This is a genomic window from Micrococcus sp. EYE_212, assembly GCF_023147585.1.
Taxonomy (GTDB): domain Bacteria; phylum Actinomycetota; class Actinomycetes; order Actinomycetales; family Micrococcaceae; genus Micrococcus.
Genome location: NZ_JAHXOZ010000011.1, coordinates 27,300 through 48,188 on the forward strand (window position 1 = coordinate 27,300; position 20,889 = coordinate 48,188).

Here is a 20,889-nt window from a genome sequence, read left to right on the forward strand (position 1 = left end):
AACGAAAACGCCCAGGGGTCGCCCGTTTCATCAACGAAAGCGACCGCAAGTACCGCCCCGCCTCACCGCTTCCGGTACAGCCCCTTCTTCTGGAACTTCGGCTCGCTCGTCACGAGCATCCCCAGGGACCGGAAGATGCCCTCGTCCACGGAGCCGAGGATCGTCGTCGTGTGCACGTCGCAGCCCTCGAGGCTCGCCAGCTGGTCGACGGCCGCCTTCGCGTTCTCGTCGGTCGCCGCGGACACGGAGAGTGCGATCAGCACCTCATCCGTGTGCAGCCGCGGGTTCTTGGAGCCCAGGTGCACGGTCTTGAGCGTCTGGATCGGCTCGATCGAGGCGGGGGAGAGCAGGTGCACGTCGTCCTCGATGCCGGCCAGCACCTTGAGGGCGTTGAGCAGCACCGCCGCGGAACAGCCCAGCAGCTCCGAGGTCTTGCCGGTCACCAGGGTGCCGTCCGCCAGCTGCACGGCCGCGCCGGGCTCACCGGTGCGCTCGGCCACCAACTGCGCGGCGCCCACCACCGGGCGGTCCTCCGAGCTCAGCCCCAGCTTGGACATCACCAGGGCCACGCGCTCGGACTCGGTGTCGTCCGCGCCCTCCAGGGCCTCGTTGACCTGAGCCTTGTAGTAGCGCCGGATGATCTCCTGCTTCGCGGCCTCCTGGCACACCTCGTCGTCCACGATCGCCGCGCCGGCCATGTTCACGCCCATGTCCGTGGGGGACTTGTACGGGGTGGTGCCCGTGACCTTCTCCAGCAGCGCGGACAGCAGCGGGAACACCTCGACGTCGCGGTTGTAGCTGGTCACCCGCTCGCCGTACTCGGCCAGGTGGAACGGGTCGATCAGGTTGATGTCGTCCAGGTCCACGGTGGCGGCCTCGTAGGCGGCGTTCACCGGGTGCTCGAGCGGCAGGTTCCAGATGGGGAACGTCTCGAACTTCGCGTAGCCGGCCGGGATGCCCCGCTGCCGATCGTTGTACACCTGGCTCAGGCACGTCGCCAGCTTGCCGGAGCCCGGGCCGGGGGCCGTCACGACGACGAGGTCCCGCGTGGTCTCGGACCACTCATTCGCGCCGAAGCCCTGCTCCGAGACGATCGTGGACATGGCGTGCGGGTAGCCGGGGATCACGCGGTGGCGGGCCACCTTCAGGCCGAGGCGCTCGAGCTTCTCGAGGAACGCCAGCGCGCGGTGGTTGGCGTCCTCCAGCTGCGTGACCACCACGTGCTCCACCAGGAACCCGCGCTCCCGGAACACGTCCACGAGGCGCAGGACGTCGTCCTCGTACGTGATGCCCAGGTCCGCGCGGACCTTGTTCCGCTCGAGGTCCTTGGCGTTGAAGCACACCAGGATCTCGGTCTCGTCCTTGATGCGGTCGAGCATCGCGATCTTGTTGTCCGGGGTGAAGCCGGGCAGCACGCGGGAGGCGTGCAGGTCGTCGAAGAGCTTGCCGCCCATCTCCAGGTAGAGCTTGCCGCCGAGCTGGCGGCGGCGTTCCTGGATGTGCTGGGACTGGAGCTCGATGTACTTCTCCCGGTCGAACCCGAGGGGGCGGGAGGTCGAGTCCGAGGTGGAGGGGGCCATGGTGGGGACGCTGTCTGCGGTGCCGGTCATGGACCTCCAGCATAGACCGTCTCACCGGCCGGCGTCGTCCCGGTCCGCGTCCGCGCCCTCGGCCGAGCCGGTGTCCACCACCCAGTCGTCGTCCGGGTCGTCGTAGGACCGGGTGCGGCCGGTGCGCAGGTCCGTGACGTCCATGATGCCGGTCTCCGGGTGGTAACGAACGGACTGGCGGGTCGCCTCGTCCACCACCGTGATGGCCTGGGTGTCCGGGTCCCAGTCCTCCACACGCACCTGGCCCTCGTACTCCTCGGCGGGGCCGAAGGCCGCCCGCGGCCCCCGCTCCCGGGCGCGGGCCGCGCGTCGGACGGCCGCCTTCTGCGCCTGCTCCGCGAGGCGGCGCAGGCGGTCCAGTCGGTCCTTGTCCTGGCTGACGTCCGCGCCGGGCAGGCGCCATTGGTAGCGGTACGCGAGCATGCGCACCGTGAAGACCAGGAGCGCGATCAGGAAGCCCGTGAACGCGTTCAGGGCACCGCGCTGCGCCACGAGCTCCGCCGCGGCCGCCCCCACCACGGCGGGCATCACGTACACGCCGCGGGGGTCGAAGATGGACGGCACCTCGTTGGCCACGATGTCCCGCAGCACCCCGCCGCCGAGGGCGCCCACGGTGGCCACCACCACCACGGACACCGGGTGCACGCCCATCGCGTGGGCGATCATCACGCCGGAGACCGTGAACAGGGCCAGGCCCGCCGCGTCGAACAGCGTGATGGTCAGGTTCAGGCGGTTCGGGTGGATCACTTTGACGTACACCAGCAGGGACACCAGCACGGGCGGGGCCAGGTAGATCGGGTCCTGCAGCGATGCCGGCAGGCCTCGGTCCAGGAGGATGTCCCGGGTGATGCCGCCGCCCAGGCCCGCCAACAGGGCCAACGCCACGGAGCCCACCAGGTCGAAGTCCTTGCGCGCGGCCAGCAGCGCCCCGGAGACCGCGAAGAAGAACACTCCCACCAGGTCCAGGACGGTCAGCAGCCAGGGGACGTCGGCCAGCTCGGCGAACAGCTGCTGCAGGTCCACGGCGGCTCCTTTCCAGGGGGAGGGGGAATCAGTGGCGGTAGGCGCCGTCGTCGCCCTCGACGGCGCGGTCCATGGCGCTCTCCTTGACCTGCGGGGTGGGCGTGGTGGGCTCCTGGCCGATCTCGCGCGGCGGGTCGGCGGGGCTGCCCTGGTCCCGGACGTCCGGCACGGGCGGGGCGCCGTCCGGGTCCATGCGCTGGCGCTGGGTCTCCCCGGTGATCTCCGCGCCCGGGGCCATCCACTCCTTGCGCAGGGAGACCGCGCGCAGCGTCAGGACCACGAGCATCACCGCGAGCATCGTGTAGATGCTCAGCCACTCGGCCTGGCCCAGCGCGGAGGTGGCGGCGGCGCCGATCAGCGCAGGCACGGCGTACCAGCCGCGCCCGCCGAACACGGCCGGAGGCTCGCCCGCCACCACGTCGCGCAGCAGGCCGCCGCCCACCGCCGTGACGAGCCCGAGCACCGCGGCCGAGACGGGGGAGAGGCCCCCGAGCAGCGCGATCCGGGTGCCGACCACGCAGTACACGGCCAGGCCCACCGCGTCCACGAGCATCACGGCGTTCTTGCCGCGCTCGCCGTCGAAGACCTTGAAGAACACGCCCAGGGACGCCAGCACGGGCAGGATGAGATACCACGGGTTGCGGAAGGCGGACGGGACGTCCTGGTTGACGATCAGGTCGCGGATCACGCCGCCACCGGTGCCCACCATGAGCGCCAGCAGTAGCGAGCCGACGATGTCGTACCCCTTCCGGACGGCCAGGATGGCGCCGGAGATCGCGAAGAAGAACACGCCCACCAGGTCCACCGCCGTGACGATCTGGGTGACGGCCTGGGCCACCTGGCCGGTCTCGTCGACGGCGGAGGGCAGGTCGCGCTGGAGCTCTTCCGGGTTCTTGGGGGACGTGGTCAGCAGCCAGGCGGCGAGGGAGGAGGTCAGCATGGGGTCACGGTAGCGGGGACGCTCCTGTGGTGTCCCCGCAGCCCGGGTCGGCACCTTTCATGTCAGGGGTGGCGGGTAGGCGCTCCAGTCGTCGTCCGGAGCCGACGCCGGGCCCCTGTCGGTCAGAGAGCGGATGTAGGCGCCGAGATAGGGAAGGGCGAAGCGGAGGTACCCGTATCCGTCCGGCTACACGTAGCCGCTGTCGATGAGTCGGTTCCGATACTGATTCACATACTGGCTGTAGGAGCCGAGGCGCGCGGTGATGTCGCCGATGCGGGATCGCTCCTCGTCGACAGCCATGGCGCGGAGGAACTCCTGATCCTTGGCGGAGAGGTCGTTGAAGACCTTCGACAGCACACGGTCCATCACCGCCTGCAGCCCCCGGTCGCGGGCTGCCTCGGCGGCGGACAGGTCGATCCGGGGATGGGCCGGGCGGTGTCGCCACGCGTAGTCGCCCAGCAGCTGGACGAGGTAGGGGTAGCCCTGGGCCGCGGCGATCAGCATCTCCAGGGCTTCTGCGGTGAACTCCCGGCCGCCGAGGCGTGCCGTCTCCGCGAGGACGTGGCGGGTCTCCCTCGGGGAAAGTCGGTGGAAGTCGGCGGTCCGGGAGCGGCGGAGAAAGGTCGTGTGCTCCTGTCGTACGAGCTCATCGAGGTGGACCTTGATGCCGGCGAAAGCCACCACGATGTCCGCTCCGCGGCTGATTGCATGGGAGACCTCCCGTGCGACGGCGCTGACCTCTCGTAGGCGCGTCTTGCCCGAGGAGACCTCGTCGATCGTGATGAGGATTCCGCGCACCCCGGCATGTCGGGCAATGGTCACCAGATCATTGCGCATGAGGGGACGAGAGGGACGCTCTGTGACCTCCCACGCGGCGGAGAAGTGCCAGAGCCCCAGTTCCTTGAGCTCACGTTTGGTCTGCCGGGGCAGGGAGTTCACGACGTCTGGCAACGTGCTCTCCACCAGCCTGCGTTGGAGGCCCGCGCTGGCATCCTCGCTGATCACGAGCCAACCGGCATCCCGGGCGAGGTCTTCGATCCGCTGCAGCATGGAGGTCTTTCCGGCGCCCCTCAGTCCGGACAGGAGGACGGACTGGTTCTCGCCGAAGTCATGGTCTTGGAAGACTCTGCCCATGTCGCGGAGCAGGTCTTCGTGGCCGCCGAACACGAGTGGGCGACGCCCGTACCCCGGCGTGAAGGGGCTGTTCGGCTGGTCCGGGCCGGGCACGGGATAGCGCATGCTCACATCGTATTTGTTCTTTTTGTTCGGCCGGCCCGTCAGCGCCTGCCGAACTCGGCGGCCAGCTCGGCCGCGATGCCTGTGTACGAGGCCGGCGTGAGCGCCAGCAGGCGGGCCCCGGCGTCGTCGGACAGGCCGAGGCCGGCCACGAACTCCCGCATGCGCTCCCCGTCCACGCGCTGGCCACGGGTGAGCTCCTTGAGGCGCTCGTACGGGTTGTCCATGCCCGCGACGCCGGCGATCGCCTCGGCGCGCATCACGGTCTGGATCGCCTCGCCGAGGACCTCCCAGTTGTGGTCCAGGTCGTCGGCGAGCACCGGCTCGGCCACCTGCAGCTGGCCCATGCCCTTCGTGACGTTGCTCAGCGCGAGCACCGAGTGGCCCAGGGCCACGCCGATGTTGCGCTGCGACGTGGAGTCGGTGAGGTCGCGCTGCCAGCGGGACTCCACCAGCGTGGCGCCCAGGGAGTCCAGCAGCGCGCAGGAGAGCTCGAGGTTGGCCTCGGCGTTCTCGAAGCGGATCGGGTTCACCTTGTGCGGCATGGTGGAGGAGCCGGTCGCGCCGGCCACGGGGATCTGCGCGAAGTAGCCGATGGAGATGTAGCTCCACACGTCCACGCAGAAGCCGTGGAGGATCCGGTTGAAGCGCGCGACGTCGGCGTACAGCTCCGCCTGCCAGTCGTGTGACTCGATCTGGGTGGTCAGCGGGTTCCAGGTGAGGCCGAGGTGCTCCACGAACGAGCGGGCGACGTCCTGCCAGTCCGCCTGCGGAGCCGCCGCCAGGTGGGCGGCGTAGGTGCCGGTGGCGCCGTTGATCTTGCCGAGGTAGGGCTGGGACTCGACGCGCGCGATCTGGCGGCCCAGGCGATGGACGAACACGGCCATCTCCTTGCCGAGCGTGGTCGGCGTGGCCGGCTGGCCGTGCGTGCGGGAGAGCATGGGGGTCTCGGCGGCCTCGGCGGCCATCGCGGAGACGGTGGCCACGGCGGCGCGGGCGGCCGGCAGCCAGACCTGCTCGACGGCGTCGCGCACGCCCACCGCGTAGGCGAGGTTGTTGATGTCCTCGGAGGTGCAGGCGAAGTGCACGAGCGGCTTCAGGTGCGCCAGGCCGAGGCCCTCGATGCGGTCGGCGATGAAGTACTCGACGGCCTTCACGTCGTGCACCGTGACCTTCTCGGTGGCCGCCAGCTCGGCGACGGAGTCGGCGTCGAAATCCGTGACGATGGCCCGAAGGCCGGCCTTCGGCTCGTCCGTGAGGGGCGTCAGGCCCGGCAGCACGGCGTGCTCGGCGAGGTGGATGAACCACTCCACCTCCACGTGGATGCGGTTGCGGTTCAGCGCCGCCTCGGAGAGGTGCTCCACGAGCGGCGCGACGGCGGGCCGGTAGCGCCCGTCCAGCGGGCCGAGGGCGACGCCGGCCTCGGCGAGGGAACGGCGGTGGGCGGTGGACGCGGGCGCGGGCTGCGAGGTCATGGCCCCCATTCTGGCAGGCGCCGCGGACGCCCGACGAAGGCGACGACCGGGCCCGTCCTCAGCCGCGACGGGGTGGCGGGTGCAACATGCGGACGCGCCTGGTGGCCCGGGGTACGGCGGACCTACCGTGGCTGACGTCGCCGTCGCCCGGAGTCGGCGTGCCACGAGGGATGAGGAGACCGAGATGAGCGAACGGATCGGGCAGGCCAGCGAGGCCGGGACCATCGACCGGTTGATGGCCGGGTGGGTCGCCGACGTCGAGACCCCGGACGCCTGCACCGCCCACCTGCTCTGCGACCGCTGGCCGGCCGACGCCGTGGCGTTCCGGTTCGTGGCGGAGGACATGTCCGCCGTCGACCTCACCTTCGGCGAGCTGGCCGACCGCTCCCGCCGCCTCGCCACCGGTCTCGCCGCCCGCGGCGTCACGCGCGGCGACCGGGTCCCCGTGATGATGTCCAAACGGGAGGAGCTCGTCATCACGCTGCTGGCCCTGTGGCGGCTCGGCGCCGTGCACGTGCCGCTGTTCACCGCGTTCGCCGAGGGCGCCGCACGGATGCGCATCGAGGGCGCGGCGGCGCGGCTCGTCGTCGCCGAGCCCCGCCAGGCCGAGAAGCTCACGGACATCCCCGGCATCGAGATCATCCGCACCGGCCCGGAGTGGGACGCGCTCGCGGACTCCGCGCCGCTGGCCAAGGACGTCGCCGTCGGCGGGGATGGGCCGATCGCCCTGCTGTTCACCTCCGGCACCACCGGCCGCCCCAAGGGGGTGCCTGTGCCGCTGCGCGCGGCCGCCGCCTTCGCCGTCTACCTCACGTGCGCGGTGGACCTGCGCCCTGAGGACCTGTTCTGGAACGCGGCCGACCACGGCTGGGCGTACGGGCTGTACTACGGGATCGTCGGCACGCTGGTGCTCGGGGCGACCTCGGTGCAGTACCGCGGCGCGTTCTCCCCGGCGACCATGGTCGAGGTGATCCGCTCGCAGGGCGTCACGAACCTCGCCGGCGCCCCCACGATGTTCCGCGCGCTGGCCAAGGCCGGGGAGGTCACCGAGGACGCCCCGCTGCGGCTGCGGCGCGTGTCCACGGCGGGGGAGCCGCTGCCGCCGTCCGTGCTCGAGTGGGGCCGGGCGGCCCTCGGCACGGAGATCCGCGACCACTACGGCCAGACCGAGCTGGGCATGGTCATCTGCACCCCCGCGCACCCCGAGCTGGCCGCGCCGCCCCGCCCGGGTTCGATGGGTGTGCCCCTGCCGGGGATCGCCGCGGAGATCCGGGACGGGCAGATCGCGATCGACGCGGCCTCGCCCCTGTTCTGGTTCCCCGGCTACCTCGGGGAGCCGGAGAAGACCGCGGAGCGCTTCACCCCGGACGGCCGCTGGTACCTGACCGGGGACACCGCCCGGCAGGACGACGACGGCTGGTTCTTCTTCTCCTCCCGGGACGACGACGTGATCCTCGCCGCCGGGTACCGGATCGGCCCGTTCGACGTGGAGTCCGTGCTCATCGACCACCCGCGGGTGCAGGAGGTCGCCGTCGTCGGCCTGCCGGACCCGGAGGGGGTGCGGGGCGAGGAGGTCGTGGCGTTCGTGGTGCCCGCCGGGGCCGTCGCGGACCCGGACGCCCTGGCGGCCGAGCTGCAGGCGAAGGTCCGCGACGAGTACTCCAAGCACGCCTACCCGCGCCGGGTGCACTTCGTGGATCGGCTGCCCAAGACCCCCTCCGGCAAGCTGCAGCGGTTCCTGCTGCGCCAGGGCGCCACCGACTGAGTCAGCGGTGCACGAGCCGCAGGAACGCGCCGATCATCGGCAGGTCCTCGGGGCTGGTGGGCAGCGCGTCCGCGAGGGCGGGGGAGTGGACGAGGTAGGCGGCCCACTGCCCGCGCGAGATCGACACGTTGAGCCGGTTCCGGTTCAGGAGGAAGTCCAGCCCGCGCGACACCTCCTGCGGTGAGGACGCCGCCATCGTCAGGATCGCGACGGCGGCCTCCCGGCCCTGGAACTTGTCCACGGTGCCGACGGCGGTGCCCTCGAGACCGGCGGCGTCGAGCGCCTCCCGGACCGTGGCGACCTGCGCGTTGTACGGGGCCACCACGATCACGTCGGACGGCTCAAGCGGTCGGCCGGGGTCGTCCGGGCCGGTGGACCAGGTGCGGCCGAGCAGTGACCGGACGATCTCGACGACGGCCGCGGCCTCCTCCGGCGAGGACACGGCGTTGCCCGTGTGGGAGACCGGCCACGGGTGCAGCCCGGGCTCCACGCCGTCGAGCCGGCGGGCGTCGGCCCGCGGGGTGTGCGAGCGCAGGCGGCCGGCGTAGGAGAGCTCGGAGACCGGCGCGCAGAGCGTCGAGTGCATGCGCCAGGAGCGGTCCAGGAAGAAGCCGCGCTCGGGCCGGAGGGTGGCCTGCCCCTCGATCAGCCAGTCCAGGGCCGCATCACCCACCGGTTCCGGATGGATGCCCTGGGTGACCTGGGGGAGCTGGCGGGGATCGCCGAGCAGGAGCAGCGTCTCGGCCGCGGATCCGGCGGCGAGGGTGTGCGCGAGGGAGAACTGGCCCGCCTCATCGATCACGAGCAGGTCGACGCCGGAGAACGCGTCATGGGCGAAGGTCCAGGGGGTGCCTCCCACCACGCGCCCCGGTCCGACGACCTCGCCGGCCTCCTTGTTCTGGATCTCCTCCCACGGGGCGTCCGGGTTCGGCGTCGCCCGGCTGGAGATCGCCTTGGCGACGTGTTCGGCGGGCACCCCGATCGAGAGGAGCTTCTGCAGGAAGTTCTCCACGACGGCGTGGGACTGTGCCGTGACACCGACGCTCCAGCCGCGCTCGAGGAGCGCCTTCACCGCGTGGCTGCCCACGTGCGTCTTGCCCGTGCCGGGAGGACCCTGCACCGCGACGTACGAGCCGCGGGCAGACTCGAGAGCCTCCACGAGCAGGGCGGTGCGGTCCAGCGCACCCTTGGAGTCGGCGACGATCTCCGGGAGCGGACGGCCCGTCGTCGTCGGCGTGCGCCGGGCGAGGATGTCCACGCACGCGGACGCGCCGGGTGCGGGCAGTGCGCCCGCCGCGTCCGTGGCGACCGCGAGCTCGCGGATGCGCGCCTCGAGGCTGTCCGTGGGGACCTTCGCGTAGTGGAAGGCCGCCATAGGCAGCTGGTCGAACTGCTCGGCGCCGCGGGGCAGCTTCTCACGCAGCCGCAACACGGAGCGCCCGTCCGGCAGATCCTCCACGTCCTCCACGTCCATGTTCAGGCCGATCCAGCGCACCGCGTTCGGCTGCAGCTCGGCGTGAACCGGAAGGTCCTCGTAGACGGACTTCACGGTGCTACCCGGCACGAGCAGGGTGCCGGGCTCGAGCGAACCGGTCACCCGGAGCACCCGCTGCAGGGCGTGCCGGCTGGTCGGCCGGTTCCAGTCCTCCACGACGTCGATCCGGTCCACGACCACGTTGGCACGGGGCTCCTGCCACTCGTCCACGGGGGAGACGCCCCGGTCGAAGTACGCCCACCACATGGGCTTTTCCTCGCGACGGTAGAACCCGAGACCGGCCGCGAGCAGGGCGACGCCGCGCTCCTCCGGCCCAGGCACTGCCTCCGCGCCCGGCGCGGGCACCAACGCGAGCAACGCGGCCGTGAGGTCCTGCTCGGGCTCCGGCGCGGCCTCGACCAGCGGCTCGTCCCCGGTCGCGGCGGCGTCGACGGGACGGTCCGCGACGGCGGCCTCCTCAGGCTCGACCTGCGCCCGCAGCCAGTCCCGCAGCCGCGCCGTGGAGACGCAGTCGTACCGGTTGTAGTCCTCGATGTCGGCGCGGATCGCCCCCGCGACCTCGGTGTCCCCGGCCTCCATCGCGGCGACGTACCGGTGGTACTCGGTGACGCTGTCCGCCGCTGTCGTGACGCCGTCCTCCGCCCGGTGCTCCGCCCCCATGTAGAGGGGCTCCAGCTTCTTGATGGAGTAGCTCGGCACACCGGCCCGCAGGGCGGCGCGGACCGTGGAGTAGAGGTCCACGAACAACCCCGCGCGCAGCCAGTCGTCCAGCTCGCGCTCGCCCACGCCGTGGCGCACGGTCAGGCGTTTCAGCGCGGTGACCTCGTACGCGGCGTAGTGGTAGATCCGCATCCCCGGGTGGGCCGCGCGCCGCGCCTCCACGAACGCCACGAACTGCTCGAGTGCCGCCCGCTCGGCGGCACGGGTGTCCGCCCACAGACCCGTGAACCCGAAGTCGGCCGAGGCGGTGCGCGCGGTGCCCCCGCCCGGTGCCTCGACCCAGCCCCACAGGTACTCGAGGCCCTCCATGCTCCCGTCCGCGGAGACCCACAGCGGGTCCCCCTCGAAGTCGAAGAAGACGTCTCCGGCGTCCGGCGCCGGCAGCCCCGCCACGGCGCGCGGGTCCACGATCCGATGCGGCGGCAGCCCGTCCGCCCCGGCCGGCTCCAGCTGGATCGCCGCCTGTTCCCGCAGTGCCTCCCACGCGCGGCGGGCCATGCCCTCCGGCGGCGCGACGGACGCCGCGAGCTGCTCGATGGTCGTGATGCCGGCCTCGCGCAGCCGGGTGCGCTGCAACCGCGTGGCCCCCGCCGTGAGCAGCACGTCCCGGTGCTCGGCGACGGCCTCTTCACACGCCTCGCATGCGCCGCAGACGCTCAGGCGGTCGTCACCCCAGCGGGCGGGCTCCCCGGCGGCCACGTGATCCTGCAGCAGCGCCTCCAGCCGGGCGCGCTGGTGCCGGTGCACCGGGATCACCTCGTCCAAGTCCGCGACGTGCCGGGAACCGTCCCCGAGCCACAGGCTGCCCTGCCGCGCCCGCGGCACGCCCATGCCGTCCAGCAGGTCCGCGTACGCGGCGATCTGCAGCAGCGCCGTCACCCGCGCATGCCGGGCCAGCTTCGTATCCACCACCTCGTACGCGCCCTCAGGGTGCTCCTCGTCCGTGCGGAGCACGAGGAAGTCGGCCAGGCCGCCGAACGCGCCGTCGTGCAGCATCCCCTGGAACACGACGGCGGGGCGCGCGGCCAGCGCCTCGGCGGTGCGCTTGCGGGCAGCCTGCACACCCTCGGGCGTGTAGCGCTCCGGGCGGGTGAGCCGGACCACCTGGTCCGCGCCGTGCTCCGCCTCGAGGCGCGCGAGCACGCGGGACTCGTGCTCGTCCCCGAGGCGGGAGACCCGCTCGAGGAACGCGTCCGCCACGCCGATCCGCGGGGCGCGCCCGAGCGCGGGGTCCATCGTCCCGCGCAGCCACCCGTACGTGCACGTCGCGGCGGCGGTGATGTCCGAGGGGCTGAGCATGAAGGAGGCGCGGTCCGGCGCGAAGGTCACCATGCGGTCACCCTAGACAGGAGACGCGGACACGTGAGGCAGGGCCGCGCACAGGATCCCGGTGCGCCTCGCCCCGGCAGCGGCAGGGCGGGGCGGCACGCGTCACACGCCGCACCGGACTTGACGCGGGTCACACCCAGGGCGTTACCTAATGATCGTTCAGTAATTCTCCGCGTCGCCGCGCCGGCGCGCACGTGCCGGCAGGGAGGCCCGCCCATGACCGAGACCGCACACCACCCCATGCTCGCGCAGGACCGCGTGGCCCGGTGGCTCGGCGTGACCCTCGAAGTCGCCGAGAAGGATCACGCGCGCATCCGGATGACGCTCACCGAGGACCAGCACAACGGCTTCGGCATGGCCCACGGCGGCGCCGTCTTCGCGTTCGCTGACACCTGCTTCGCGCTGACCTGCAACGACCCCGCCTCGGACGGCTCCACCCTCACCGTGGCCTCCGGCGTGGACGTCAACTTCCTCGCGGCCACCCGCGCCGGGCAGACCCTCGTCGCGGAGGGCCGCCTGGTCGCCGCGGCCGGCCGCTCGGCCGTCTACGACATCACCGTCACCATCGACGACGGCACCCCGGTGGCCGCCTTCCGCGGCCGCTCCCGCACCATCCCCGCCCCCGGACGCTGACGGGCCGGCGCACCCGCCGGTGCGCCGCCGTCGTCGAACACCGCCCGGCCCCACCGACCCCGCATCCCCAGGAGGACGCCATGCTCGAGGCCTCGATCCCCAACCCGTACACGCCGGCACCCCTGCCCGCCCCCGCCGACCGCGGGGCGCAGGACCCCGAGGAGACGATGAGCCGGGACCAGATCGAGGCGCTCCAGTTCGAACGCCTCCGCTGGACCCTGCACCACGCCTACGAGAACGTGCCCGCCTACCAGGAGCACTTCGACGCGCACGGCGTGCACCCCTCCGACTTCAAGGAGCTGGGCGACCTCGCCAAGTTCCCGTACACGGACAAGGAGTTCCTGCGGAAGAGCTACCCGTTCGGCGCGTTCGCGGCCACGGGTCCCGAGCTGCGCCGCATCCACGCCTCCTCCGGCACCACCGGCCAGCCCACCGTGGTCGGCTACACCGACGACGACCTGGCCACCTGGGCCACCCTGGTCGCCCGCTGCTTCCGCGCCGGTGGCATCCGCCCCGGCGACCGTGTGCACAACGCGTACGGCTACGGCCTGTTCACCGGCGGCCTCGGCGCCCACTACGGCGCCGAGCGCGTCGGAGCCGCCGTGATCCCGATGTCCGGCGGGCAGACGGAGAAGCAGGTGCAGCTGATCACCGACTTCCAGCCGCGCGCCATCCTCTCCACGCCCACCTACCTGCTGACCATCGCGGACGGCTTCAAGAAGCTCGGGCTGGACCCGCGCGAGTCCTCCCTCGAGGTCGCGATCCTCGGCGCCGAGCCGTGGACCGAGGAGATGCGCCGCGAGATCGAGCGGACCTTCGACATCGACGCCGTGGACATCTACGGCCTCTCTGAGGTCATGGGCCCCGGCGTGGCCGGCGAGTCCGTGGAGACGAAGGACGGCTTGCACATCTGGGAGGACCACTTCCGCCCCGAGATCATCGACCCGTTCACGGACGAGGTGCTGGAGACCGGCCGCCCCGGCGAGCTCGTCTTCACCTCGCTCACCAAGCAGGCGCTGCCGATCATCCGCTACCGCACGCACGACCTCACCCGCCTGCTGCCCGGCACCTCGCACCCGGGCCACCGCCGCATGGGCCGCATCACCGGCCGCTCCGACGACATGATCATCCTGCGCGGCGTGAACCTCTTCCCCTCGCAGATCGAGGAGCTCGCCCTCCAGATTCCCACGCTCTCCCCGCACTTCACCCTCGAGATCACGCGGCCGAACCGCATGGACGAGATGGCCGTGAACATCGAGCGCCGCGTGGAGGCCACCCTCGAGGCCGCCCAGGAGGGCGCGCGCCTGCTGCAGAAGGAGATCAAGACGAAGATCGGCTCCTCGTGTGCCATCAACGTCGTGGAGCCGGACACCCTGACCCGCTCCTCCGGCAAGCTCAAGCGCGTCTACGACCTGCGCGACAAGGCCTGATCCGGCCGGAGCCCGGCCCGCGCCCGTCGGAGGCGGACGGTGGCCCGCGCCCGCCGTCGTCGTCCGTCCCCGCGCGGCGGCTACGCTGGGTCAGCCGACCCGCCTGCCAGGCCCCGAGAGGACACCGTGACCGACTCCCAACCCGACGCCGCCGTCGCCGGCCTGCCCCGCCGCGGGCGCCCCGGCTACGACCGCGAGACCCTGCTGGCGGTGTGCGTGGACGTGTTCAACCGGCACGGCTACGAGGCCACGTCCATGGGGATGCTGGCCACGCACCTGGGGATCTCCAAGTCCGCGATCTACCACCACGTGCAGTCCAAGGAGGCCATCCTCGGCCAGGCCCTCGACGACGCGCTGGGCGCCCTCGAAGCCTCGATCGACGCGGTGCAGGCCGGGCCGGGCGCGCCGGGGGAGAAGGTGGAGGCGGCCGTGCGCGGCACCCTGCGGGTCCTCGTGGCCAGGATGCCTGAGGTCACGCTGCTGCTGCGCCTGCGCGGCAACTCGGACGTGGAGCTGGCCGCGATGGAGCGGCGGCGAGCCATCACCCGGCGGCTCGGCGAGCTCGTGGAGGCCGCGCAGGCCGAGGGGACGGTGCGCTCGGATGTGACACCGCGCAACCTCGCCCGTCTCATGCTCGGCATGATCAACTCGATCGTGGACTGGTACCGGCCGGACGGGGCCCAGCCCGGGCACAAGTCCGTGGAGGAGATGGTGGAGGCCGTCACGGGCGTGGTGCTGGGCGGCCTGCGGGGCTGACCGGCGTCCCCGCCCGGGACGTCACGTGCCGTCGAGCGCGGCCTTCACGTTCCTGACGATCGACGCGGCTCGCCTCTCGGCGTCCGCGGGGGCGTCGCCCTCGGTGGTCCCCTGGCTCACCGAGATGATCCGGCTGCCGTCCTGCACGGCCATGACGTGGCTGTAGACCGAGCCCACGGGTCGTGCGGTGTACGCAGTGCCGCCCTCCCATGCCACATCCTCCAGCTCGCGCACGCCCGTCCCGGGCAGGTCGGCCCCGGCGCAGGCCGCGGCGGCCGTGCGGGCCTGCTCCATGTCGGCGCGCGCCGCCGCCTCGTCCGGGAAGGACTCCACCCGCACGCCCATCGGCGTGACCTCCGCCTTGGGAGAGGCCGTCATGGACGGGACGGGGGAGGCGGTCGACGCCCCACCGACGGTGGCCGCCGTGGTGGGCTGGACGATGAAGTCCACCCAGGCGGCGTCCGCGTCCGCCGAGCGCTCCAAGGCGCCGCGCGTGGCGTCCAGGCAGGTGCGCTGCTCCGGGCTCCACGACGGCGCAGGCGTGGCTCCGGCGGCCGCGGTCTGCTCGATGTCCTCCGCAGCCCGGCGGAGCTCGGTCTGGCGCTCGAGCGGCGAGGCCTTGCTCAGGCCGACCTCCGCGCCGGGGCCGGCGGCCAGGAGCACGGCCTGCTTCACGGCCTTGACGTGCTCCGCGTCCAGGGCGGCGGGCATGTCCAGGGAGAGGGCGCGGGAGGAGCCTGAGGGGGTCGCGGACCCGCTCGTCGGGCCCGTGGACGCGGAAGAGGTGGCGGCGGGCGAGCCGGACGCGGATCCGGGCGTCGAGGAAGTGCCGGCGCCCCCGTTCCCCGCGCACCCGGTGAGGGCGAGGGCGACCGCCGCGAGGGTGCAGCCGAGGGCGCGGCGGGAAGAGGGGGTCCGGAGCGTCATGGGGCGACTGTACGACGACGAGCCGCCCGGGCGCGCAGGATGCGCACCGGACGGTCCGGCGTCGTGATGAGGCGGGGATCAGCCCAGGGGCGTGTCCTTGTCGCCCAGGTTCCAGTCCTCGACCGGGCCCAGGTTCTCCCCGTTGGGGCCGTAGCGGTAGAACCCCTGGCCGTCGGCGAGGCCGGAGTGGCCGGCGTCGATGGACTTCTGCAGCAGGTCGGCGAAGCCGATCTGCCAGTCGGCGCCCGCGTTGCGCGAGACGTGCGCGGCGACGTTGAAGCCGACCACGTCGTAGGTCTGGAACGGGCCGGCGTCGTTGCCGGTGGCCACGCGCCAGGTGCGGTCGATGTCCGCCGGGTTGCCCACTCCGTGCATGTACAGCTTGGAGCCGGCCTGCAGCCACGGGATGAGCAGGGAGTTGAGGAAGTAGCCCGGGATCTCCTTGCGCACGTGCACGGGGACCATGCCGGTCTCCTCGGCGAACTGCAGGGCTCCCGCGACGGCCTCCGGCGAGGTGGCGGCGGTGCCCATGACCTCGGCGGTGTTCTGCGCCCAGATGCGGTTGGCGTAGTGCAGGGCCAGGAAGCGCTCCGGATGGCCGCTGGCGTCGGCGAAGTCCGAGGGCAGCAGGGAGGAGGTGTTCGTGGCGAACAGGGTCGTGGCGGGGGCGAGCTCACCCACCTGGGCCCACACCTTGCGCTTGAGCTCCAGGTTCTCCGGGACGGCCTCGATCACGATGTCCGCGTCCGCCACCGCCTCGGCCAGGTCCGACGTCGGGGTGATGCGGGCGATGGCCTCGTCGAAGCGGGCGGCGTCGTAGCCCTCGCCCAGGTCGGCCGCGTAGCCCTGGCGGATCCACGCCCAGCGCTTGTCGAGGTTCTCGAGTGCGGCGGGGACGGCGTCGTACGCCATGACCTTCTTGCCGTGGTAGGCGGCCTGCATGATGATCTGCGAGCCCAGCACGCCGGTGCCCAGCACCGTGACCTGTTCGAAACGAGTGAATTCGGACATGGGGATGACCTTCTCTCTCAAGGGTCCTTCGGGGACATCAGGGTGAACGAAGCATGCCGGTGGACTTGTTCCCGTCCGATCCGTCCGACGGCTCACACCTGAGCGTCGGGAGCCTGCCCCTGCGCCATCGGCCAGGTCTTGGCGACGAGCGTCAGCACGTCGTACTGCGCGCAGAGCTCGTCGTTCTGGTTGTGCAGGCGGCAGTCCCAGGCGACCTCGCCGTACTCGTCCGTCACACGCGGGGTGATCCTCTTGGCGGTGAGGGTCACGCGGATCGCGTCGTCGTAGGTGACGGGCGTGATGAAGCGCAGGTGCTCCAGGCCGTAGTTGGCGAGCACCGGGCCCGGATCCGGGGCCACGAAGAGGCCGGCGGCCCAGGAGACCAGCAGGTAGCCGTGGGCCACGCGGCGCGGGAAGAACGGGTTGGCCGTGGCGGCCTCCTCGTCCGTGTGCGCGTAGAACCTGTCCCCGGTCTTCTCAGCGAACTCCGTGATCTCCTCGAGGGTCACGGTGCGCAGGCCGGAGGCGAACTGGTCGCCGACCTTCAGCTCCTCGAGCGACTTGTAGAACGGGTGCTTCTTGGCACCGGACTCCACGTCCTCGCGGGTGGCGGTGTCCGCCGCGGCACCCGGGTGCCACACGCCGGTGATGGCGGTGAGGATGTCCGGGGAGCCCTGGATCGCGGTGCGCTGCATGTAGTGCTTGACGGCGCGGATCCCGCCGAGCTCCTCGCCGCCGCCGGCGCGGCCCGGGCCGCCGTGCACGAGCACGGGCACGGGGGCGCCGTGGCCCGTGGTGGTCTTGGCGGTCTGGCGGTTGAGGACGTGCACGCGGCCGTGGTGCGCGCCGATCCCGGCGGCGAACGCGCGGGCGGTCTCGCCGTCGTTCGTGGCCACGGTGGCCACGAGCGAGCCGCAGCCCATCGCGGCCAGCTCGACGGCGTCGGCGACGTCGGCGTAGCCCAGCACCGAGGCGACCGGGCCGAACGCCTCGACGCTGTGCACCTCGGGGGTGCGGGCGTCGGCGAACGAGAGCACGGTGGGGGCGAAGAACGCGCCGGCCTCGGCGTCCGCGGTGCCCGTGTCCCCGTCAGGACCGCCGAGGCGGACCTGGCCGCCGGCGTCGACGAGGCGCTGCACGGCCTTGCGGACCTCGGACTGCTGCTCCTTGGAGGCGAGCGCGCCCATGGTGGTGCCCTCGCTGCGGGGATCGCCGAGGACCACCTTCGCGGAGAGGCGCTCGGTGAGGGCGGCGGTGACGGCCTCGGCCATGGCGGCGGGGACGATCACGCGGCGGACGGCCGTGCACTTCTGGCCGGCCTTGACCGTCATCTCCTGGAAGACCACCTTGACGAACGCCTCGAACTCCGGGGTGTCCGGGGTGGCGTCCGGTCCGAGGATGGCCGCGTTGAGGGAGTCGGTCTCGCCGGTGAAGCGCACGCCGCCGTCGATCACGTTGGGGTGCTTGCGCAGGGTCTGGGCGGTGTGGGCGGAGCCGGTGAAGGCCACGTGGTCGCGGTAGTCGAGGTGGTCCAGGAGGTCCCGGGCCGAGCCGGCGATGAGCTGGATGGAGCCCTCGGGGAGGATGCCGGAGTCCACCATGAGCTCCACGCACTTCTGCGTGACGTAGGCCGTGGGGGTGGCCGGCTTCACGATCGTGGGGACGCCGGCCACGAAGGCGGGGGCGAACTTCTCGAGCATGCCCCACACCGGGAAGTTGAACGCGTTGATCTGCACCGCGACGCCGGGCACGCGCTGGTAGACGTGTTCGCCGATGAACGAGCCGTCCTTGGAGAGCGGCTCGACGTCGCCGTCGATGATCACGTTGGCGTTCGGAAGCTCGCGGCGGCCCTTGCCGGAGAAGGTGAAGAGCGTGCCGATGCCGCCGTCGACGTCGAAGGCGTGGTCGCGCTGCGTGGAGCCCGTCGCGAAGGAGAGGTCGTAGAGCTCCTGGATGCGGGAGTTCAGGTAGAGCGCGAGCTCCTTGAGCTTGAGGGCGCGCTCGTGGATGGTCAGCTCGCCGAGGCTCTTCTGGCCGACGGAGCGGGCGTAGTCGATGGCCGCCGCGGTGTCGAGGCCCTCGGTGGAGACGTCCGTGAGGTGCTCGCCGGTGTTGGCGTCCGCGACGGGCGTGACCGTGGAGGGGCTCTCCGGGGTCCACCAGGCGCCGTGGACGTAGCTGGGCAGGATCTGGGGGAGGGCGGGGGCGGAGGACGGTGCGGTGACGGTCACGTGGGTCTCCTGACGTCGAGGGCGCGGATGGGTCCCGACCGATCGGTCGGTTATTGGGCTCGAGCCTAGCCGAGACGCGCGTCACGCGGGAGGGGGCGGGGACGCCGTCGTCGTCGTGTCGCGGTGCCGGCGCGGGCGGTTGCCACCCGGGGCGCCGCCGCCGCCCATGCGCCAAGGCAGGCACACGCGCCGCTACGCATATTCGTAGCGGCGCGTGTGCCTGCCTCGCTGAGGGGTGGGTGCGGGCGTTCTCCACAGATCTGCCGTCCCGACGACGACGGGCCCCCTCCGTCGGGCACGCTCAGGGCATGCCCCGCGCCCCCGCCCCGCTGCCGCCCATGCGATGCGGCTTGAGCGACGAAGAGCGCACTCCCACGGTGTTCTCCACTCCGGCGGCGCAGGAGGCGGGGGTGTCGGCCAGCCGCCTGCGGCGCGGCGACCTCGTCTCGCTCGGGTACGGACTGTGGCGGCTGCGCGAGGTGGAGCCTGCGCAGCTGGATCTGCTGCGCGCCCTGCAGGACCTCCACCCGGAGGGGGTGTTCACCCATGCGACGGCGGCGAGGGTGCTCGGGCTGTGGCTGACCGGGCGGCTGGAGGCTGGCGCTGTCATCCATCTCGCGGAGCCCCGGCATCACGGCGGGGGCACGCAGCGCCCGGGCCTGCGGTGCCATCGGCTCCCGCCGGACGCGCCGGTGCGGGTCGTCGACGGCGTCCGCGTGACCACCTCCCCGTGGACGTTCGTGGACCTCGCGAAGGGTGGAGCGCAGCTGGACGCCCTCGTCGCGCTGGGGGACAGCATCGTGAGGGTGGCTCACTCGGAACGCCGCCGTCGTGAGCTGCCGCCGGGCGTGGGCACGCTGGTGGAGCTGAGGGAGGGCGTGGCGAGTCGGCCGCGGGTCAAGGGCATCCGCGCGGCGCGCGAGGCGCTCGACCTCGTCCGCTCGGGATCCGGCTCGCCCCAGGAGAGCCGCCTCCGGGTGGCCATCGTCCTGGCCGGCGTCGACGAGCCTGAGGTGAATCCGCGCATCGTCCTGTCCACGGGGCAGTGGCTGCGCGTGGACCTGGCCTGGCTCGATGCGAAGGTGATCGTGGAGTACGACGGCGACCAGCACCGCACGGATCAGCGTCAGTGGCGGGAGGACGTCGAGAGGGACGCCAACCTGAGGGCGGACGGGTGGGAGGTGATCCGCGTGACGGCGGACGTCTTCCGGCCAGCGCATCTGGAGACGTTCCTGTGGCAGCTGCGGGAACACCTCGCCCGGCGATCGCCCGTGGGAGGGGGCGCGCGGTGACCACATCCCGGGAGGCAGTCGTACGCGCCGCTACCGATTCACGTAGCGGCGTGTACAACTGCCTCCGCGCTTCGCCCCACCGCCCCACTGCCCCGCCCCACCGACTCGCCCCATCGGCCCACCCCTCCGCGCTTCGCCCCACCGCCCCGCCCCGCCCCGTCCGGACGACTCATCGGCCGCCGCGCAGACCCCGCGTAGACTCGTCCCCGTCCCTGGCACACACCCCGCCCCCACCTGGAGAGCTCCTCACCGCATGCTGCGCACCATGTTCCACGCCAAGATCCACCGGGCCACCGTGACCCAGGCGGACCTGCACTACGTGGGCTCCGTGACCGTGGACCAGGACCTCCTGGACGCGGCCCAGATCCTGCCGGGCGAGCTCGTGAGCATCGTGGACGTCACCAACGGCGCCCGCCTCGAGACCTACACGATCGCGGGCGAGCGCGGCTCCGGCGTCGTCGGCATCAACGGCGCGGCCGCCCACCTCGTGCACCCCGGCGACATCGTGATCCTCATGGCCTACGCGCAGATGGAGGACGACGAGGCGCGCACCTTCACGCCGCGCGTCGTGCACGTGGACGCGGAGAACCGCATCAAGCACCTCGGGGAGGATCCCGCGGAGGCGCTGCTCGACGGCGTCGCGCGTCCCCCGCTCTCCCGTGGCTGGGACGAGGCACAGGCCGAACTCTGACGCTCCCCGCCGGTTCGCTCGAGGCGACCGCCCGCCGCGCCGGCGTCGACCCCCGGTTCACCGCCCACCCGCGGGACATCACGGACCACGACGGCATCGGTCGCCGCCCGGAGGAGGTCGTCGCGGCGCACGGCCGGGTGGACGGCCTGCTCGACGTCGGCGGCATCATCCAGCAGTTCGTCAGGGACCAGGGCCTCGACGAGCAGGGGATGCGCCGCGCCGCCGAGGTGAACCTGTGGGGCGCGGTGAACACGTGCCACGCGTTCACCCCGCTCGTGCTCGACCGCCCCGACGTGTGGACACCTGCAAACATGTGCATGTAAGA

General features: G+C 72.3%; 16 protein-coding genes. 7 read left to right on the forward strand and 9 right to left on the reverse strand.

Annotated elements, in window-relative coordinates; genetic code table 11:
• Positions 1-62: 62 nt before the first annotated feature.
• From KZX60_RS08275 to purB, 5 genes are all read right to left on the reverse strand, one after another.
• On the reverse strand, positions 63-1,610 hold the full coding sequence (locus KZX60_RS08275) for a DUF1846 domain-containing protein (RefSeq protein WP_248117310.1): 1,548 nt from the start codon (positions 1,608-1,610) through the stop codon (positions 63-65).
• A 21-nt stretch (positions 1,611-1,631) separates the two neighbouring features.
• Complete coding sequence (locus tag KZX60_RS08280; protein ID WP_248117312.1) at positions 1,632-2,633, reverse strand: TRIC cation channel family protein; 1,002 nt, start codon at positions 2,631-2,633, stop codon at positions 1,632-1,634.
• 28 nt (positions 2,634-2,661) lie between these two features.
• Entirely contained in the window at positions 2,662-3,573 is a 912-nt protein-coding gene (locus KZX60_RS08285) for a trimeric intracellular cation channel family protein (RefSeq protein WP_248117314.1), read from the reverse strand.
• Between the two features lie 186 nt (positions 3,574-3,759).
• Complete coding sequence (locus KZX60_RS08290; protein ID WP_248117316.1) at positions 3,760-4,800, reverse strand: ATP-binding protein; 1,041 nt, start codon at positions 4,798-4,800, stop codon at positions 3,760-3,762.
• A 50-nt stretch (positions 4,801-4,850) separates the two neighbouring features.
• Positions 4,851-6,284: an adenylosuccinate lyase gene (purB, locus tag KZX60_RS08295; protein WP_248117318.1), complete on the reverse strand. Its 1,434-nt coding sequence runs from the start codon at positions 6,282-6,284 to the stop codon at positions 4,851-4,853.
• 184 nt (positions 6,285-6,468) lie between these two features.
• Here purB and KZX60_RS08300 point away from each other — a divergent pair, with 184 nt between their 5' ends.
• Entirely contained in the window at positions 6,469-8,049 is a 1,581-nt protein-coding gene (locus KZX60_RS08300; RefSeq protein WP_248117319.1) for an AMP-binding protein, read from the forward strand.
• 1 nt (position 8,050) lies between these two features.
• On the opposite strand, the gene KZX60_RS08305 is transcribed toward KZX60_RS08300, so the two are convergent.
• Positions 8,051-11,596, reverse strand: coding sequence for a TM0106 family RecB-like putative nuclease (locus KZX60_RS08305; protein WP_248117321.1), 3,546 nt, complete (start codon positions 11,594-11,596; stop codon positions 8,051-8,053).
• A 213-nt stretch (positions 11,597-11,809) separates the two neighbouring features.
• Between KZX60_RS08305 and KZX60_RS08310 the strand changes: the two genes are divergently transcribed.
• From KZX60_RS08310 to KZX60_RS08320, 3 genes are all read left to right on the forward strand, one after another.
• Positions 11,810-12,226, forward strand: coding sequence for a hotdog fold thioesterase (locus KZX60_RS08310; RefSeq protein WP_248117323.1), 417 nt, complete (start codon positions 11,810-11,812; stop codon positions 12,224-12,226).
• 80 nt (positions 12,227-12,306) lie between these two features.
• Positions 12,307-13,656 (forward strand): AMP-binding protein, encoded by a 1,350-nt coding sequence (locus tag KZX60_RS08315; protein WP_248117325.1) that lies wholly within the window; start codon positions 12,307-12,309, stop codon positions 13,654-13,656.
• Positions 13,657-13,782: 126 nt separating this feature from the next.
• Positions 13,783-14,412, forward strand: a complete 630-nt coding sequence (locus tag KZX60_RS08320; RefSeq protein ID WP_248117327.1) for a TetR/AcrR family transcriptional regulator — start codon at positions 13,783-13,785, stop codon at positions 14,410-14,412.
• Positions 14,413-14,433: 21 nt separating this feature from the next.
• Here the strand turns inward: KZX60_RS08320 and KZX60_RS08325 are convergent, their stop codons facing one another.
• The 3 genes from KZX60_RS08325 to paaZ all read right to left on the reverse strand — a co-directional run bounded on the left by KZX60_RS08325 (position 14,434) and on the right by paaZ (position 18,581).
• Positions 14,434-15,339 (reverse strand): hypothetical protein, encoded by a 906-nt coding sequence (locus KZX60_RS08325; protein ID WP_248117329.1) that lies wholly within the window; start codon positions 15,337-15,339, stop codon positions 14,434-14,436.
• A gap of 78 nt (positions 15,340-15,417) precedes the next feature.
• Complete coding sequence (locus KZX60_RS08330; protein ID WP_248117332.1) at positions 15,418-16,350, reverse strand: 3-hydroxyacyl-CoA dehydrogenase; 933 nt, start codon at positions 16,348-16,350, stop codon at positions 15,418-15,420.
• Between the two features lie 92 nt (positions 16,351-16,442).
• Positions 16,443-18,581: a phenylacetic acid degradation bifunctional protein PaaZ gene (gene paaZ / locus KZX60_RS08335; protein ID WP_248117333.1), complete on the reverse strand. Its 2,139-nt coding sequence runs from the start codon at positions 18,579-18,581 to the stop codon at positions 16,443-16,445.
• 308 nt (positions 18,582-18,889) lie between these two features.
• Between paaZ and KZX60_RS08340 the strand changes: the two genes are divergently transcribed.
• The 3 genes from KZX60_RS08340 to KZX60_RS08350 all read left to right on the forward strand — a co-directional run bounded on the left by KZX60_RS08340 (position 18,890) and on the right by KZX60_RS08350 (position 20,887).
• A complete protein-coding gene (locus KZX60_RS08340; protein WP_248117335.1) occupies positions 18,890-19,873 on the forward strand; it encodes a DUF559 domain-containing protein in 984 nt (327 codons plus the stop codon).
• Positions 19,874-20,126: 253 nt separating this feature from the next.
• Positions 20,127-20,564, forward strand: a complete 438-nt coding sequence (gene panD, locus KZX60_RS08345) for an aspartate 1-decarboxylase (RefSeq protein WP_248117337.1) — start codon at positions 20,127-20,129, stop codon at positions 20,562-20,564.
• Positions 20,561-20,887, forward strand: a complete 327-nt coding sequence (locus KZX60_RS08350; RefSeq protein WP_282442741.1) for an SDR family NAD(P)-dependent oxidoreductase — start codon at positions 20,561-20,563, stop codon at positions 20,885-20,887. The genes panD and KZX60_RS08350 overlap by 4 nt, the downstream gene beginning before the upstream one ends.
• Positions 20,888-20,889 lie beyond the last annotated feature (2 nt).